This is a genomic window from Methylobacterium tardum, assembly GCF_023546765.1.
Taxonomy (GTDB): Bacteria; Pseudomonadota; Alphaproteobacteria; order Rhizobiales; family Beijerinckiaceae; genus Methylobacterium; species Methylobacterium tardum.
The window spans coordinates 1,932,700-1,949,286 of record NZ_CP097484.1 but is presented as its reverse complement, the minus strand read 5'-3'; the positions used below and the strand labels follow the sequence as shown (position 1 = coordinate 1,949,286).

Genomic DNA, 16,587 nt, shown 5'->3' with positions numbered 1-16,587 from the left:
GCGCGAGGTCGCAGACCCGGGCGGTCGCGAGCGCGTGCGCCCGGTGGTGGGGGCGAGGAGGGCGTCGGCGGCGCGGCAGCCCCGGACGGTGAGGTCGTGGCGCCAGGCGAGGTCGGCCGGCAGCGGCCCGGTCTCGACGGCATCCCACCACGTCGCCACGCAGGAATGGCACACGGCCGCCACCGGCACAGGGAAATCCGCGAGCGCCAGGGCGGGGCTGTGCAGGTGCACGAGATCGGCGCCCAGCGTCCGGGCGAGCCCGGCGAGCGCCCGCGCGGCGTCCAGCACGGCCTCGGGCGTGTCGGCGGTCCAGTCGAGGGCCAGGTCGGTGGCGACGATCCGCGCGCCCGTCGCGCGCTCGGCCGCGGCGATCCGCGCCTCGGACGGCGCGGGGCCCAGGACCGCGACGGTCACGGCCAAGCCCCGCCGGACCAGGCCGGACGCGAGGTCGAGGCTGTACTGCCAGACGCCGCCCACCGCATCCGCGCTCATCAGGACGTGCGGCGCCGTCTCCCGGACCTGGTTCAGCAGCACCCGCATGCGGCCTCCAGCTCGGGCAGGGGCAGGGGGCGCTCGTCCTGGATGTCGCTGAACTGCGTGAACTGGCCGAGATAATGGGCGTGCGCCCGCTCCCAGGCCCGGTCGTCGGGCTCGCCCCAGAGCCGCCGGTAATCGGGGGAACTGGGATAGGGGTAGAGCGGCACGGGATCGTTCGCCCAGACGCCCTGGCCGCGCAGGCGGTCGCGCCACGTCGCCACGAGGTCGGGGTCGTCCCCCGCCACGGCGATGAGGTTCGCCTGCACGAACGGCACCGAGCGGCGGGCGTGGATCAGGCGCTCGGCGAGATCGTCGGTCGAGGCGCGGCAGCGCTTGTCGAGGGCGGCGCGGCCTTCCTCCGTCAGGCTCTCGATCCCGGCCTCGATCGACACGCAGCCCGCCGCCCCGAGGAGGTCGAGCATATCGGGCTTCCACAGGTCGATCCGGGTCTGGATCCCGAAGCGGATGTCCCGGGCGACGAGGGCCTCCAGAAGCGGCTTCTGCGGCAGGAAGATCTCGTCGACGAAGTAGACGTAGGTGACGCCCTGCGCGATCAGCCCGTCGATCTCGCCGAGGACGAGGCCGAGATCCCGGCGCCGGTAGGCGTCGCGGAAGTCGATCTTGGCGCAGAACGAGCAGGTGTAGGGGCAGCCGCGGGAGGCCTCGACCTCCGCGCCCGGGCCGTCCGGCGCGGCCTCGAACCGGTGGTGGTGGTGGCGGTGCCGGGCGATCCAGTGATCCGGCCAGCGCAGGGCCGACAGATCGGTGAAGCGGCCGGCATGGGGCGGGCCGGTCACGACGGCAGCCTCGCCGTCGCGGAAGGCGAGGGCGGGCACGGCCCGCAGGGTCTCCGGACGCAGGTCGGGCAGGCCGGCGAGCCGCGCGACGACCTCCTCGCACTCGCCGCGCACGACGATGTCGCAGCCGAGCTTGTCGAGGGCCGGCCGCGGGGTGGCGGAACCGTGGGGGCCGACCGCCACGGTGACCCCGCCCCGGCCCGCCAGGGTGTCGAGGAAGGCCCGCGGCACCCGCAGCTCCGGCGGGGCGCAGCGCCAGAACAGGTAGGTCGGCGCCGTCGTCACCACGGTCATGGCCGGCGCGAAGGCCGCCACCCGGTCGGCGGCGGTCCCGGCGTCGAGGCCTTCCAGATGCGCGTCGACCAGCAGCGTCTCGTGCCCGTTGGCGGCGAGCAGCGCGGCCGCGTAGGCGAGTTCCAGGGGCAGGTGCGGCTCGCGGCACCCGAAATAGATGCTGTTGCGGTAGTCCCAGGGCGGGTTGACGAGGGCGACTTTCATGGAGCGACCTTCATGCGGCGGCTCCCGCGATCGGCGCGGCGGCGCCCGGCTGCGCGCGCGCGGCGGTCAGCCAGCCGGCGAGGTCGGCGACCCCGTCGCGCCAGCCCGTGAAGGGTTCGAGCCCGAGCCGCGCGACGGCCCGGCGCGTGTCGGAGACGTAGTAGCGCTGGTCGCCCGGGCGCCAGGCCTGGAAGCTCCGCTCCACCGGGCGCCCCAGCAGGGCGCCGACATGATCGAGGAGCTGCAGCAGGCTCACGGCGTTGCCGGGCCCGCCGCCGATGTTGAAGGCGTGGCCGGCCGCGTCGCCGATGCGGGCGAGCGCCGCCCGGTAGGCCGCCACCACGTCGCGCACGTGCAGGATGTCGCGCACCTGCCGCCCGTCGCCGTAGAGCGTGACCGCCTCGCCCGCGAGCGCGCGGATCAGGAAGTGGGCGACCCAGCCCTGGTCCTCGTTGCCCATCTGGCGCGGGCCGTAGATGCAGCTCATCCGCATCACCGCCGCCGGGAGGCCGAAGCTCCGCGCGTAGTCGAGGACGTACTGGTCGGCCGCGCCCTTGGAGCAGCCGTAGGGGGTGTGGAAGTCGAGGGGCCGGTCCTCGCCGATGCCGCGGGCGCGCAGGCCGGCATCGGCCGGCAGGTAGGCGTCGCCGATCGCCTCGAGGGCGATGTCCGGCAGGTCGCCGTAGACCTTGTTGGTCGAGGCGTAGAGCACCGGCACCGGCCGCGTCAGGCTGCGCACGGCCTCCAGCAGGTTCACGGTGCCGAGGAGGTTGATCTCCATGTCGGCCCGGGGGGCGACGAGGCTCGTGGTCACGGCGACCTGGGCGGCGAAGTGGAACACCGCCCCGGCCTCGGCCACGGCGCGAGCGAGCTCCTGATCGTCCCGGATGTCGGCGACGACCGGGGTGATCCGGCTGCCGTGGCGCTGCCGCAGCCAGTCGAGGTTGGCCGCGACGCCGGGCCGCGAGAGGGCGTCGTAGACGATCACGGCGTGGCCGTCGGCCGCGAGGCTGTCGGACAGGTTGGCGCCGATGAACCCGGCGCCGCCGGTGACGAGGATCGGCCGCCCGCTCACGCGACGAGACCGCGTGCTTCGAGTTCGCGCCGCGCCTCCGCGACGCGGTCGATGGCCTGCTGCTCGGCCACCCAGGCGGCGAGTTCGGCGAGCCCCTCCTCGAAGTCGCGGCGCGGCGCGTAGCCGAGTTCGCGCTGGATCTTGCCGATATCGGCGATGCAGTGGCGGATGTCGCCGAGCCGCGCCTGGCCGGCCAGTTCCGGCTCGGTGCCCTCCCGGCCCATGGCGCGGGCGAGCAGCCGGGCGACCTCGCGGACCGTCCGGTCCTGGCCGCTCCCGACGTTGTAGACCTGTCCGGCGGCGGCGGGATGCTCCAGGGCCAGCGCGAAGGCCTGGGCGACGTCCTCCACGTGGACGAAGTCGCGCCGCTGCTCGCCGTCCTCGAAGATCATCGGCGGCTGGCCGTTGTGCAGGCGGGCCGCGAAGATCGCCAGCACGCCGGTATAGGGGTTCGACAGCGCCTGCCCCGGCCCGTAGGCGTTCCACAGCCGCAGCGCCACGCCCTCCATCCCGTAGGCGGGGGCGAGCGTCAGCGTCAGGCGCTCCTGCGTGTACTTGGTCAGGGCGTACACGGAGGCCAGGGCCGGCCGCTTCGATTCCGGCGTCGGGATCGGACGCATGGGCTGCCCGTGCGCGTCGAGGGGGTCCCAGGGCTCGCCGGGCCGGCGCGGGCGGCGCACCACCTCCTCGGCGGTTCCGCCGTCGGAGGTGCGGTAGAGCCCCTCGCCGTAGATGCTCATGGACGAGGCCACGACCACGCGCTTCACCGGCGCTTCGATGAGTTGCTGGAACAGCACCGCCGTCCCGCAATCGTTGACCGAGACGTAGCGCTCGACCGCGTACATGCTCTGGCCGACGCCGACCTCGGCGGCGAGGTGCACGACCCGGTCGATCCCGCGCAGGGCGCGGCGCACCGCCTCGCCGTCGCGGACGTCGCCGCGCTGGAACTCGACCTCCCGAGGCAGCCCCCGGCGCCGCCCGTGTCGGCGCCATGGACCTGCTCAATCAGGCTGTCGAGTACGCGCACACGGTAGCCGCGACGCAGCAGTTCGGCGGAGAGGTGACGGCCGATGAAGCCGGCACCCCCGGTAATGAGCACACATTCCGGCACGAGGCGTGGAAACTCCCCTGCAAGGACTTAAAGCTATGTAGATCGGGAATCCGATCCCGAAGAAACAACTCAGGTTAAATTCTGCGTCCAAGCGCCGAAAATCCGGTTTTTAATGCTAAGCTCACGGAAAATATGGGCTATTCCTCATTGAAATGGAAAAATCTTCAGGAGACAATCGGTCCCATCTGGTCGCCGGCTTGAACCTTCCTAGACCGACAACAAGCCGAGAACTTCGAAGCAGCACTGGCAGATACGTCCTCGTTGGTTCAAATGAACCGGCCAGTGAGATTTGACAGGAATATATTCATGTCGCACGTCTATTTCGTGTGCGGCGGAATCGAGATCTCGCGGAGCAATCCGGACGTAGAGGCGCCCTCAACGACGCCACCGCACGGCGCAAGACGGTGCCGCCGCACGCGCAGGATCAGGCCGGGATCCCCTCGCAGGCGGAGCATGGGACTCACATACCAGTCTTGGCTGCCGGCCGAAGGGCACGGGCACGCTGCCGCCTCCGCGCGCTGCGGGCTCATGACGACCGGGCCGCGCGTTCCGGGCGGGAACCGCCTCAGCCGCCGAAGGCGCGGGGCGGCAGGCCTCTGACGCCGACATCGAGCTCGAACAGGGCCCCGGCCTCCGGCACGTGCTCGGCACCCCGCGACGCCGAGGTGACGAACAGGCGGTTCAGGTCCGCGCCCGCGAAGGCGCAGCTCGTGATGTTGGGGGCGGGGAGGGCGATCGCGCGCATCAGGCGCCCCTCCGGATCCAGGCGGCTGATCCGGGCGCCGCCCCAATGGGCGATCCAGAGGCAGCCCTCCGCATCCGTGGTCATTCCGTCGGGCCAGCCCCACGCGTCCGGAAAGCGCAGGAAGGCCCGCTTGCCGGACAGCGTGCCGTCCCCGGCGAGGTCCAGGGCGTAGACCGTCCGGGCGGCGCTGTCGCTGTGATAGAGGATCCGGCCGTCGAGGCTGAAGGTCGGGCCGTTGGCCACGCCGTACGCGCCGTCCATCCGCCGCAGGTCAAGTCGGGGTCGAGCCGGTGCAGGGCGCCCGAGACCGCGGTCTCGGCCTCATGCATGCTCCCCGCCCAGATCCGGCCGGCGACATCGACCTTGGCGTCGTTCAGGCGGTTGTCCGGATATTCGGGCTCGGGATCGCCGATCGGGGTCAGCCGGTCGGCCTCGAGGTCGAAGACCGCAAATCCGCTCTTCAGGCCGACGATGAAATCCCGCCGGCCGGCCCGGGGGATGATCCAGCCCAGCGGCTCCGGAAAGGGGCGGGTGCCCACCGCGCCGCTCGCGAGGTCGAGCCAGCGCAGGGCCGGCGCCGCGATGTCGACCCAGAAGAGGCGCTCCCGCTCCGGCACCCAGACGGGTCCCTCCCCGAGCCGGTCGCGCTCGGCCCGGGCGACGATGCGGATCTGCGGGTCCATGGTCCCCCTCTCTGGTCCGATCGCCGATCAGGCGCCCTCGGACCGGCAGCCGGAGACGCCCGGCCGGCAGCCCCAGAGCGCGTAGAACAGGACGTAGAGCTCGCAGGCCGCCGTGATCAGGAAGGCGTGCTGCAATCCGAACCGGTCCGCGGCCCAGCCCTGCACCACCACCAGCGAGCCGCCGGCGATCGCCATGATCAGCAGACCCGATCCCGCCTCGGTCAGCGGCCCGAGCCCGCGGATTCCGAGGGTGAAGATCGTCGGGAACATGATCGCGTGGAACAGCCCGACCGAGATCAGCGCCCACATCGCCACAGGGCCCGCGGCGAAGGCCGCGACCAGCATCACCGCGCAGGCGCCGATGGCCGCGCCGGCCAGCACGGCCTCGGCCGTCCGGCGCTGCATCAGATAGCTGCCGACGAAACGGCCGACCATCATCCCACCCCAGAGCAGGAACAGGTAGCGCGCGGCCTGGGCGTGCGTCAGGTCGCCGATCTCGGGCTGCGCCACGAAGTTGATGAACAGGTTCGAGACCCCGATCTCGGCGATCAGGTAGATGAAGATCGCCGGCACGCCGAGGACGAGGTTGCGGTGGCGCCAGAGCGACAGGCCGGCGCGCTCGGCCTTGGCGGCCGGCACGGCGGCACTGTCCGCTCCGCCCATCGCGGGCAGCGGGAACCGGGCGATCACCACGGCAAGCATCACCAGGATCGCCGCCACGATCAGGTAGGGGAGCTGCACCGACTGCGCGTCGGCCAGGCGCTCGGCGGGGGTGAGCACGGTCCCGGCAGCGGCGTTGCCGGAGGCGGAGCGGCCCAGGATCAGGTAGCCGCCGAACAGCGGCGCCAGGGTGGTCCCGAGGGAGTTGAACGCCTGCACGAGGTTGAGCCGCGCCGGGGCGCTCTCGCTCGGGCCGACCACCGCCACGTAGGGGTTGGCGGCGACCTGCAGCAGGGTGATGCCGCTGGCGATCACGAACAGGGCGGTGAGCGTGATCGCGTAGGAGACCTGGTGGGACGCCAGGACCATCCCGAGCGTGCCGAGCGCCATGATGCCGAGGCCCGTCACCAGGGCGCGCTTGTAGCCGACGCGGGCGATCAGCTTCGCCGCCGGGATCGAGGCCACGAAATAGGCGATGAACCAGACCGACTCGATCAGCGTGGTCTGCGTGTAGTCGAGGTCGAACACGCTGCGCAGGTGCGGCAGCAGCGTGTTGTTGATGACCGTGATGAAGCCCCACATGAAGAACAGGCTCGCCAGCAGCGACAGGGCCGCGCCGTAGCCGCCCCGGTCGCGCGCGACCGCCGCAGCCGTCCGGGCGGCGGACAGATCGACGCGCGCGATTGGTCCTGCCATCGGGCCTTTCCTCTCCGATCGGGCCGCCTTGCCGGGGCACCGTGTTGTAGATTTCATTTGTCTGAGTATATATCGGGGCCGCGGACGTCAACCGCGGCCGCCCGTCACGCGTCGGTGCAGGACCGGCAGGACGGAGCACGACACAGGGGGGATCCATGCGTGGCTTGGGAACGGTGGCGCTCTGCGCCTGCGCGGGACTTCCGGCTCTGGCCCAGGCGGCCGAGCCGGCCCGGACGGTGTTCGGCACCCTGCCGGACGGCCGCACCGTCGAGGAGGTGACCCTGACCAACGGCAAGGGCGTCACCGCGCGCATCCTGTCCTGGGGGGCGCTGCTGCGGACCCTTGAGGTGCCGGACCGGACCGGCAAGGCGGCCGACGTCGTGCTCGGCTACAGCGACCTCGCCAGCTACCTGAACAAGGGCAGCTATTTCGGCGTGAGCGTCGGGCGCTACGCCAACCGGATCCGCGCCGGGCGCTTCACCCTCGACGGCCAGACCTACGCGCTGGCCACCAACGACGGACCCAACGCCCTGCACGGCGGCAGCGCGGGCTTCGACAAGCGGCTCTGGACGATCACCGCGGTCAAGGGCGGCGCGGCCCCGTCGGTGACCCTGCGCTACGTCAGCCCGGACGGCGAGGAGGGCTATCCGGGCACGCTGACGGCGACCGCCACCTACACGCTGGAGGCGAGCGATACCCTCTCGGTGACCTACGAGGCCACGACCGACAAGCCGACGATCGTCAACCTGACCAACCACAGCTTCTTCAACCTCGCGGGCGAGGGGTCGGGCCGCTCGATTCTGAACAATGTCCTGACCATCCCGGCCGCGCGCTTCACGCCGGTCGACGCCACCCTGATCCCGACCGGCGAGCACCTGCCGGTGGCGGGCACGCCCTTCGATTTCCGCACGCCCACGGTGATCGGCGCGCGCATCCGCGACGGGCGGGACGTCCAGATCGTGCGCGGGCGCGGCTACGACCACAACTGGGTCGTGACGGACGCGCCCACGGCCGAGCCGCACCTCGTGGCACGGGTCGAGGATCCGGATTCGGGCCGCGTTCTCGACGTCTCGAGCAACCAGCCGGGCGTGCAGTTCTACGCCGGCAACTTCCTCAACGCGACCGTGGTGGGTAAATCCGGCCTCGCCTACCGGCAGTCGGACGCCCTGGCGCTGGAGCCGGAGCTGTTCCCCGACACGCCGAACCAGCCGGCCTTCGGCTCGGCCCGGCTGGATCCCGGCAAGACCTACCGGAACGTCATCACCTACCGCTTCTCGACCAGCCCCGCCCACCGGACCCACAAATGACCGACCGACCGATTGCACGGCCCCTGCGCTCGCGCGCCTGGTTCGATAACCCCGACAATATCGACATGACGGCGCTCTACCTCGAGCGCTACCTGAACTTCGGCCTCAGCCTGGAGGAGCTGCGCTCGGGCAAGCCGATCATCGGCATCGCCCAGACCGGCTCGGACCTGTCCCCGTGCAATCGCCACCATCTCGTCCTCGCGGAGCGGATCCGCGAGGGGATCCGCGAGGCGGGCGGGATCGCCCTCGAATTCCCCGTCCACCCGATCCAGGAGACCGGCAAGCGGCCGACCGCCGGGCTCGACCGCAACCTCGCCTATCTCGGTCTCGTGGAGCTGCTCTACGGCTACCCGCTCGACGGGGTCGTGCTGACCACGGGCTGCGACAAGACCACCCCGGCCTGCCTGATGGCGGCCGCCACCGTGAACATCCCGGCCATCGCCCTGTCGGTGGGGCCGATGCTCAACGGCTGGTTCAAGGGCCAGCGCACGGGCTCCGGCACGATCGTCTGGAAGGCCCGCGAGATGCTGGCGGCGGGCGAGATCGACCAGGACGGCTTCATCAAGCTCGTGACCTCGTCGGCGCCCTCGACCGGCTTCTGCAACACGATGGGGACCGCCACCACGATGAACACCCTGGCCGAGGCGCTCGGCATGATGCTGCCCGGCTCGGCGGCGATCCCGGCGCCTTACCGCGACCGGCAGGAGGTCGCCTACGAGACCGGCAAGCGCATCGTCGCCATGGTGGCGGAGGATCTGAAACCCTCCGACATCCTGACCCGTGACGCCTTCCTCAACGCCATCGTGGTCAACTCGGCGATCGGCGGCTCGACCAACGCGCCGATCCATCTCGCGGCACTCGCCCGGCACATGGGGGTCGAGCTCGATATCGCCGACTGGCAGACCTACGGGCTCGACGTGCCGCTCCTGGTGAACCTGCAGCCGGCCGGCGCCTATCTCGGCGAGGATTACTACCGCGCCGGCAGCCTCCCGGCCGTCGTGGCGCAGCTGATGAGCCGCGGGCTGATCTGCGAGAACGCGCGCACGGTGAACGGGCGCTCCATCGGCGAGAATTGCCGCGGCGCCGTGATCGAGGACGAGGACGTGATCCGGCCGATCGACCGGCCCCTCAAGGAGGCGGCCGGGTTCCTGGTCCTGCGCGGCAACCTGTTCGAGGCCGCGGTGATGAAGACCAGCGTGATCGGCCCGGAATTCCGCGCCCGCTACCTCTCGAACCCTGAGGATCCCGACGCGTTCGAGGGTCCCGTCGTGGTGTTCGACGGGCCGGAGGATTACCACGCCCGGATCGGACGATCCGGGCCTCGGGATCACCGAGGAGACCCTCTTGGTGATGCGCGGGGCTGGGCCGGTGGGCTATCCCGGAGCGGCCGAGGTGGTGAACATGCGCCCGCCCGCGCAGCTGATCCGGGCCGGCGTGCATGCGCTGCCGTGCCTCGGCGACGGGCGCCAGTCCGGCACCTCGGCCTCGCCGTCGATCCTCAACGCCTCACCGGAGGCGGCGGCGGGCGGCGGCCTCGCCCTGCTGCGCACCGGCGACCGCGTGCGGGTCGATCTGCGCCGCGGCACCGCCGACATGCTGGTCGATGCCGACGAGATTGCCCGCCGCCGCCGCGCCCTGGAGGAGGCCGGCGGCTACGCTTATCCGGCCTCGCAGACCCCCTGGCAGGCGATGCAGCGCGCCGCCGTCGGGCAGATGCATACCGGCGCGATCCTGGAGGGCGCCGAGCACTTTCAGCGGATCGCCCAGACCAGCGGCCTGCCGCGCGACAACCACTGAGACGCGGCGATCCCGGACCCGGCTGGGTTCAGGATCGCCCTGCGGGTTCGACTTCCGCCTCAGCGTTCCGGGGCGCCGCAGGCGAGCCCGGAATCCAGAGCCGCCAACAGCGCAGATCCCGGCTCGACCTGCGATTCTGGGTTCCGGGCTCCGCTGCGCGGCCCCGGAATGACTGGGTGGTGACGGAACCGCCGCCCGCAGGAACCTGGCGGCGCCGGGTCGCGGCACGCGCTGGGTCGAACACTTGGAAGGGTTCGGGGCGGAGCCTGCTGCCCGGATTCACCCGCCGGACGCATCCGAGCTCCGTCCTGATCACCCGCCGCAGGGCAAGCCCGCGGAAACCCGGCCCCTCAGGGCCGCAGCGCCATCTCGGTGTCGGAGAGGGCGAGGCGGATCAGCTCGGTCATCGTCGCGCGGGCGGCGGCCGGGTCGCCCGACACGATCGCCTCGTAGAGGGCCCGGTGATCGGGCATCGGATCTCGCGGTAGGACCTGGCGCCGATACTTGAAGATCGTCGTCCAGGTGACCGCGGCCGCGATGGAGCTCGACAGGGCCATCAGGGGGCCATTGCGGGCGGCCTCCAGGATCAGGTCGTGAAAGGCTTGGTCGGCGGCCCGCCCGGCTTCGGTGGCGAGGCCGTGGCGACCCATCTCCTCGAGGGCGTGGCCCATCCGGGCGACGTCGAGGCTCGAGCGCCGCTCAGCCGCCAGCGCGGCCGCGGCCGGCTCGACGATCATCCGCAGCTCGAACAGGTCGCGGATGAAAGTCTCGCTCGGCTCCGCCTCAAAGGCCCAGGCCAGGATATCCGGGTCGAGCAGGTTCCACCGGCTCCGCTGGCTGACCCGCGTCCCGGTGCGCGGTCGGCTCTCGACAAGACCTTTGGCGCTCAGGATGCGAATCGCCTCGCGATACGCGGTGCGCGACACGTTCAGCTGTTCCGAGAACTCGATCTCGCCCGGCAGCACGTCGCCGGGCGCGTAGCGGCCGCCCAGGATCGCGACGCCCAGATCCCGGGCGACCGATCCGTGGATGCGACGCGAGCCTGAGGCAAGCGGAAGCTTGATATCCTCCAGACCGCGACCCTGCCTCACCACGTCACCTCCGGTCCGAGCCACCGGTCCGGGGCAGGATCGCCGCGATCGTACTTGGAAGTTGTAGGAGCGCAAGCGGCGACACCCCCTGGGCGGGCAGGTCGTGGCGCTTGCGGCGCAGAGCAAACTGACCTAGTTTAATTGTATGAGTAAACAAGCTGCAGAGACCGGAGCGATCCGGGGCAGCGCCCTGATCGGCGCCGCGGAGGTGACGACCGAGGAGACCTTCCAGGCGTTCGATCCGGCGACCGGGGCGGCACTGGAACCGCGATTCGCGGTGGCCGGAACACGGGAGGTCGAGGCGGCCTGCGCCCTCGCCGACGCGGCGTTCCCCAGCTTCTCGGAGACCGATCCCGAGACGCGCGCACAGGTCCTGGAAGCGGCGGCGGCGGGCATCGCCGATCTCGGCCCGTTCCTCATCGAACGGGCGATGGCCGAGACTGGGCTGCCCCGCGCGCGCCTGGAGGGCGAGCGGGCCCGCACGGTCGGCCAGCTCCGCCTGTTTGCGGATCTCGTCCGGTCGGGCGCATGGGTGCGGGCGACGATCGATCCGGCACTGCCGGTGCGACAGCCGCTGCCGCGGCCGGACCTGCGCCGGCGCCATGTCGCGATCGGGCCGGTGGCGGTGTTCGGAGCGAGCAACTTCCCGCTCGCCTTCTCGGTGGCGGGCGGCGACACCGCCTCGGCCCTGGCGGCCGGCTGCCCGGTCGTGGTGAAGGGTCACCCCGCCCATCCCGGAACCGGGGAGCTGGTGGCGCGGGCCCTGCGCGCGGCTTTGGCCGCCGCGGGCCTGCATGCGGGCGTGTTCTCTTACCTGCCGGGACCATCGGATGCCCTCGGCGCCGCGCTGGTCGCCGACCCCCGGATCAAGGCCGTGGGCTTCACCGGGTCGCGCGGGGGCGGGCTCGCGCTGATGCGGGTGGCGGCCGGCCGTCCCGAGCCGATCCCGGTCTATGCCGAGATGAGCGCGGTCAATCCCGTCCTGCTCCTGCCCGGCGCCCTGCGGGACCGAGGGACCGCCCTCGCGACCGGCTTCGTCCAGTCGCTGACGCTCGGCGCCGGCCAGTTCTGCACCAATCCGGGCCTGCTGATCGGGATCGCGGGTCCCGAACTCGACGCCTTCGCGGAGGCGGCCGGAGCGGCGATCCGGGCGAGCGTGCCGCACACGATGCTGACCGCCGACATCCGCGACCGCTTCCAGCACGCGGTCGCCGCGATGGCGGCCCGCCCGGGCGTGACCGTTGCGGCGCGCGGAGGCTCGGCCGGGCCGGGCGGCGCCCCCGCCGCCCTGCTGCGCACGGACGCGCGCACCTTCCTCGCGGACCCCGCGCTCGCCGACGAGATGTTCGGACCCGCGGCGATCTTGGTCGCGGCCGCCGACATGGCGGAGCTCATCCGGGTCATCGAGGCTCTCGGGGGGCAGCTCACCGCGACGCTGCACCTCGACCGCGCGGACGAGCATCTCGCCGCCGGGCTGGTGCCGCTGCTGGCGCGCAAGGCCGGCCGCATCCTCGCCAATGGCTGGCCCACCGGCGTGGAGGTCGCCCCCGCGATGGTGCATGGCGGCCCGTTCCCGGCGACGTCGGACAGCCGCAGCACCTCGGTCGGCACCCTGGCGATCGAGCGGTTCCTGCGCCCGGTCTGCTACCAGGACCTGCCCGACGCGCTCCTGCCGGCGCCCCTCCGCCCGGATAATACCTGGCGCCTCGCCCGCCGGATCGACGGCGTCGTCAACCCGCCGCCTGGAAGCTGACCAAGCCATCGCGCCCGCAGAAGGCGCGTCTTCGGAGCCGCCCATTGCGGCCGCTCCCGGGAGGAACGCAACATGGGACGATCACTCCTACAATTCCGTCGCGCTGACGGGACGCGGGGCGTCGCGCTGCTGGCCGACGGTCGGGTCCGGCAGGTTCTGGGCGTCGACAGCGTCCTCGCGCTGGCGCGAAAGGCCCTGGCGGCCGGGAATGATCTGGCCGCGACGGCGGTCCGGGCCGGGCTGGGCGAGGCCGTCGATCTCGACGCCGTGCACCTGCTCCCGCCGATCGACCACGCGGATCCCGCGCACCTGCTGCTCAGCGGCACCGGCCTGACGCATCTCGGCTCCGCGGAGGGCCGGGACAAGATGCACCGCGCCGCGGCGGCCGATCCGGCGCCGACCGACTCGATGCGCATGTTCCGGATGGGCGTCGAGGGCGGCAAGCCGGCGCCGGGAGAGACGGGCGTCCAGCCCGAATGGTTCTACAAGGGCGACGGCTCCTGCCTGGTCGCCTCCGGCGAGCCGCTGGTCTCGCCGGCCTTCGCCCTCGACGGCGGCGAGGAGCCGGAGATCGCCGGGATCTACCTGATCGCCGCCGACGGCACGCCGGTGCGCCTCGGCTTCGCCCTCGCCAACGAGTTCTCCGACCACGTCACGGAGCGCGGCAACTACCTGTGGCTCGCGCATTCGAAGCTCCGCCCGGCCGCGCTCGGCCCGGAGCTGTGGCTCGGCGCTCTGCCGCCGGACGTGCGCGGCGTGAGCCGCATCCTGCGCGGCGGCACCGTGCTCTGGGAGAAGCCGTTCCTCTCGGGGGAGGCGAACATGTCCCACACGATCGCGAATTTGGAGCGGCACCACTTTAAATACGCACCGTTCCGCCGGCCCGGCGACGTGCATGTCCACTTCTTCGGGACCGCCACCCTGTCGTTCAGCGACGGCGTCACCGCCCGGCCCGGCGACGTGTTCGAGATCGAAGCCGCCCCGTTCGCGCTGCCCCTGCGCAATGCGCTGGCGGTCGCCCCGGCGGCCGATCCAGCCGTGACGGTGCTGTGAGATGGCGAACCCGATCCGCATCGGGCTGGTGGGCGTCGGCAAGATCGCCCGCGACCAGCACCTGCCGGTGATCGGCGCCTCGCCGGACTACACCCTGGCGGCGGTGGCGAGCCGCCAGGGCACGTATGACGGGGTGCCGAACTACCGGACCCTGCCCGAGATGCTCGCGGGCCGGCACGGTCTCGAGGCGGTGGCCCTGTGCCAGCCGCCGCAGGCGCGGTTCGAGGCCGGCCTGGCGGCGATCGAGGCGGGGCTCCACGTCTTCCTGGAGAAGCCCCCGGGGGCGAGCCTGGCCGAGATCGGGCTTCTCGCGGCGGCGGCGCGGGCGCGGGGCGTGAGCCTCTTCGCGAGCTGGCACTCCCGGTACGCGTCCGGCGTCGAGCCCGCGCGGCGCTGGCTGGCGGGGCGCCGGATCCGCGCGGTGTCGATCGCCTGGATGGAGGATGTCCGCCACTGGCACCCGGGCCAGGACTGGATCTGGGAAACCGGCGGGATGGGCGTGTTCGATCCGGGGATCAACGCCCTGTCGATCGCGACCCACATCCTGCCGCCCTTCTTCCTGACCGGCGCGACGCTGTCGGTGCCGGAGAACCGGCAGGCGCCGATCGCCGCCGACCTGCGCTTCACGGACGCCGCCGGCACCCCGATCCGGGCGGTGTTCGATTGGCGCCAGACCGGCCCGCAGACCTGGGACATCCGGGTCGAGACCGAAGACGGCGTCCTGGTGCTGTCGCGGGGCGGCGCGGTCCTCACGATCGACGGCCGGGACCAGCCGCTGCCGCCCGAGGCCGAGTACCGCGGCCTCTACGACCGTTTCGCCGCCCTGGTCCGCTCCGGCGCCAGCGAGGTCGACCTGAATCCGCTCACCCATGTCGCCGACGCCTTCCTGCGCGGCGAGCGCCGGCTCGTGGAGGCCTTCACGGACTGACCGGCACGGGTCCGAGCGGAACACGAACGCGACAGAGCCGATCAGGGCCGCGCGTCACTGGGGGAGTCAATCATGAGGAAGACCACGCGATGGGCGGCGCTCGCCTTGTGCGCCGCCACGGTCTCGGCGGGCATAGGGCCGGCCGAGGCACAACAGGCGGATCCCGCCCTCGACGGGGCACCGGCTCTGGTGCGGCCGGGCCCGAAGGCGAGCCGCGCGCAGAAGGCCCAGTACCGCGCGAACCGCGCCCGGCGCCGGACCATCCGTGAGGCCCGGAGCTTCGCGGGTGCCAGCAGCGCGGCGGCCTCGAGCATCGCGCAGGGCAGCACCGCGGCCCCGCCCAGCCTGCCGCCCGGCACGCTCGACCTGGGCAACGGGATCACCATGGTCCTGAACTACACGGGCGAGTTCGCCGCCAACCCGAAGGGTGGGATCCGCCAGGGCTCGGATTATGCCGGCCAAGTGTTCTTCGGCCTCGACGCCGATCTCGGCCGCCTCGCCGGGATCGACGGCGGCGCGGTCCACGCCATCGTGACGGAGCGCCACGGGCGCAGCCTGTCGAACGACTTCATCGGCAACACCACCAGCGTGCAGGAGATCTACGGCGGCGGCCAGACCGCGCATCTCTCGTCGCTGTCCTACGAGCAGAAGCTGTTCGACAACCGCCTCGACGTCGAGGTCGGCCGCCTCCTGGCCAACCCGAACTTCCTGGCCTCGCCGTTCTACTGCAACTTCCAGAACAACGGCATCTGCGGCGCTCCGAAGGGGGTGTTCAAGATGACGAACCTGACATGGTGGCCGATCGCCACTTGGGGCGCTCACGGCAAGGCCTGGGTCACCGACAGTGTATTCGTGCATGCCGGCGTCTACGAGGTGAATCCGCGCGATCAGCAGGATGACCAGAACGGCATCGACTGGTCGACCCGGGGCGCCACCGGCGTCGTGGTGCCGGTGGAGGTCGGCTACTCGACCAATTTCGGCAACGACCCGCTGCCGCGCAACTACGGCATCGGCGCCATCATCGACCAGTCGGACTACAAGGATCCGGTGCAGGACGTCCGCCGCGGCTCTTACCTGCTCAGCGGTCTCGACCCGCTGACCCGGTTCGGCCGGTCGGCGATCTACGCCCGGTTCGACCAGATGGTCTGGCGACCGGATTCGACCGCCGTCCAGGGCCTGACCCTGTTCGGCGCGTTCCTCGCCGGAACGGGCGGCCGCCAGTATGAGGATTACTTCCTGAACGGCGGCGCCGTCCTCACCGGCACCTTCCCGGGCCGTCCCTACGACACTCTGGGCGTCGGCTTCGCGCTGGAGCATTTCTCCCCGCTCGGCCTCGCCAATTACCGGGCCGCGCGCGCGTCGCTCGGCCTCGACAACCGCGGCATCGCCGCCACGCAGACCATCCTGGAGCTGAGCTACGGCATCCAGCTCACCCCGGCGGTGCGCCTGATGCCGAACCTGCAATACGTCATCAACCCGCAGCCGCAGGAGAAATTCGCCTTCCGGCCGCGGGCGATCCCAGATGCCGTCGTGGTCGGCGCGAAGCTGTCGGTGGACCTGTTCACCCTGGCAGGCCTCGCAAAGGGGCCGGGCAGCAACTGACGCCGGCTCCCGGCCATCGCGGGCCGGCCCGCGACGCAGAGAGCCGATCGAGACCGGCCGCGCGGATCCTCCGCGCGGCCGCACCGTTTTCAGGGCCACCTTTACGCCCGGATGAGCCGGCGCCGTTGGGCGCCCGGCCGGGGAGGGGCCGATACCCGGGATGGTGCGCCATCCGCCGGAACCTCCGGACCGGCTCCGCATTGACTCCCAGATTATAGTTGTTCTAATTCGCAAGAGAGAACGGCACGACGCCG

The 16,587-nt window shown here is 71.8% G+C and carries 9 protein-coding genes and 4 pseudogenes; 6 read left to right on the top strand and 7 right to left on the bottom strand.

The features are described from left to right. Positions 1–105: 105 nt before the first annotated feature. From M6G65_RS09150 to M6G65_RS09125, 6 genes and pseudogenes are all read right to left on the bottom strand, one after another. Positions 106–492: pseudogene (locus M6G65_RS09150) on the bottom strand (glycosyltransferase); the annotation flags it as partial. A 32-nt stretch (positions 493–524) separates the two neighbouring features. Next, entirely contained in the window at positions 525–1,832 is a 1,308-nt protein-coding gene (locus tag M6G65_RS09145) for a TIGR04295 family B12-binding domain-containing radical SAM protein (protein WP_250103843.1), read from the bottom strand. Between the two features lie 10 nt (positions 1,833–1,842). Continuing rightward, complete coding sequence (locus M6G65_RS09140) at positions 1,843–2,907, bottom strand: SDR family NAD(P)-dependent oxidoreductase (RefSeq protein ID WP_238195750.1); 1,065 nt, start codon at positions 2,905–2,907, stop codon at positions 1,843–1,845. Further along, positions 2,904–4,018, bottom strand: a pseudogene (locus tag M6G65_RS09135) (NAD-dependent epimerase/dehydratase family protein). Before M6G65_RS09135 ends, M6G65_RS09140 begins: the two are co-directional and overlap by 4 nt. Before the next feature lie 565 nt (positions 4,019–4,583). Further along, positions 4,584–5,446: pseudogene (locus M6G65_RS09130) on the bottom strand (SMP-30/gluconolactonase/LRE family protein). A 27-nt stretch (positions 5,447–5,473) separates the two neighbouring features. Next, on the bottom strand, positions 5,474–6,802 hold the full coding sequence (locus M6G65_RS09125; protein WP_238195753.1) for a sugar MFS transporter: 1,329 nt from the start codon (positions 6,800–6,802) through the stop codon (positions 5,474–5,476). A 155-nt stretch (positions 6,803–6,957) separates the two neighbouring features. On the opposite strand from M6G65_RS09125, the gene M6G65_RS09120 reads away from it, so the two are divergent. Then, positions 6,958–8,109: an aldose epimerase family protein gene (locus M6G65_RS09120; protein ID WP_238195754.1), complete on the top strand. Its 1,152-nt coding sequence runs from the start codon at positions 6,958–6,960 to the stop codon at positions 8,107–8,109. Continuing rightward, a pseudogene (locus tag M6G65_RS09115) lies at positions 8,106–9,906 on the top strand (IlvD/Edd family dehydratase). The gene M6G65_RS09120 and the pseudogene M6G65_RS09115 overlap by 4 nt, the downstream one beginning before the upstream one ends. A 350-nt stretch (positions 9,907–10,256) precedes the next feature. Here the strand turns inward: M6G65_RS09115 and M6G65_RS09110 are convergent. Beyond that, positions 10,257–10,997 (bottom strand): FadR/GntR family transcriptional regulator, encoded by a 741-nt coding sequence (locus M6G65_RS09110; RefSeq protein WP_238195756.1) that lies wholly within the window; start codon positions 10,995–10,997, stop codon positions 10,257–10,259. Positions 10,998–11,142: 145 nt separating this feature from the next. On the opposite strand from M6G65_RS09110, the gene M6G65_RS09105 reads away from it, so the two are divergent. From M6G65_RS09105 to M6G65_RS09090, 4 genes are all read left to right on the top strand, one after another. After that, positions 11,143–12,750, top strand: coding sequence for an aldehyde dehydrogenase (NADP(+)) (locus M6G65_RS09105; protein ID WP_238195757.1), 1,608 nt, complete (start codon positions 11,143–11,145; stop codon positions 12,748–12,750). 72 nt (positions 12,751–12,822) lie between these two features. Further along, positions 12,823–13,803 carry an AraD1 family protein gene (gene araD1, locus M6G65_RS09100; protein ID WP_238195758.1) on the top strand — a complete coding sequence of 327 codons (981 nt, stop codon included), beginning with the start codon at positions 12,823–12,825 and terminating at the stop codon, positions 13,801–13,803. Position 13,804: 1 nt separating this feature from the next. Further along, positions 13,805–14,731 carry a Gfo/Idh/MocA family protein gene (locus M6G65_RS09095; protein WP_238195759.1) on the top strand — a complete coding sequence of 309 codons (927 nt, stop codon included), beginning with the start codon at positions 13,805–13,807 and terminating at the stop codon, positions 14,729–14,731. Positions 14,732–14,803: 72 nt separating this feature from the next. After that, a complete protein-coding gene (locus M6G65_RS09090) occupies positions 14,804–16,333 on the top strand; it encodes a carbohydrate porin (RefSeq protein WP_238195760.1) in 1,530 nt (509 codons plus the stop codon). Positions 16,334–16,587: the final 254 nt, after the last annotated feature.

Excerpts from the sequence above, each read along its gene's own strand:
- M6G65_RS09105 (WP_238195757.1), top strand. The coding sequence starts at position 11,143 with ATGAGTAAACAAGCTGCAGAGACCGGAGCGATCCGGGGCAGCGCCCTG.
- M6G65_RS09120 (WP_238195754.1), top strand. The coding sequence starts at position 6,958 with ATGCGTGGCTTGGGAACGGTGGCGCTCTGCGCCTGCGCGGGACTTCCG.
- M6G65_RS09125 (WP_238195753.1), bottom strand. The coding sequence starts at position 6,802 with ATGGCAGGACCAATCGCGCGCGTCGATCTGTCCGCCGCCCGGACGGCT.
- M6G65_RS09145 (WP_250103843.1), bottom strand. The coding sequence starts at position 1,832 with ATGAAAGTCGCCCTCGTCAACCCGCCCTGGGACTACCGCAACAGCATC.
- M6G65_RS09090 (WP_238195760.1), top strand. The coding sequence starts at position 14,804 with ATGAGGAAGACCACGCGATGGGCGGCGCTCGCCTTGTGCGCCGCCACG.
- araD1 (WP_238195758.1), top strand. The coding sequence starts at position 12,823 with ATGGGACGATCACTCCTACAATTCCGTCGCGCTGACGGGACGCGGGGC.
- M6G65_RS09095 (WP_238195759.1), top strand. The coding sequence starts at position 13,805 with ATGGCGAACCCGATCCGCATCGGGCTGGTGGGCGTCGGCAAGATCGCC.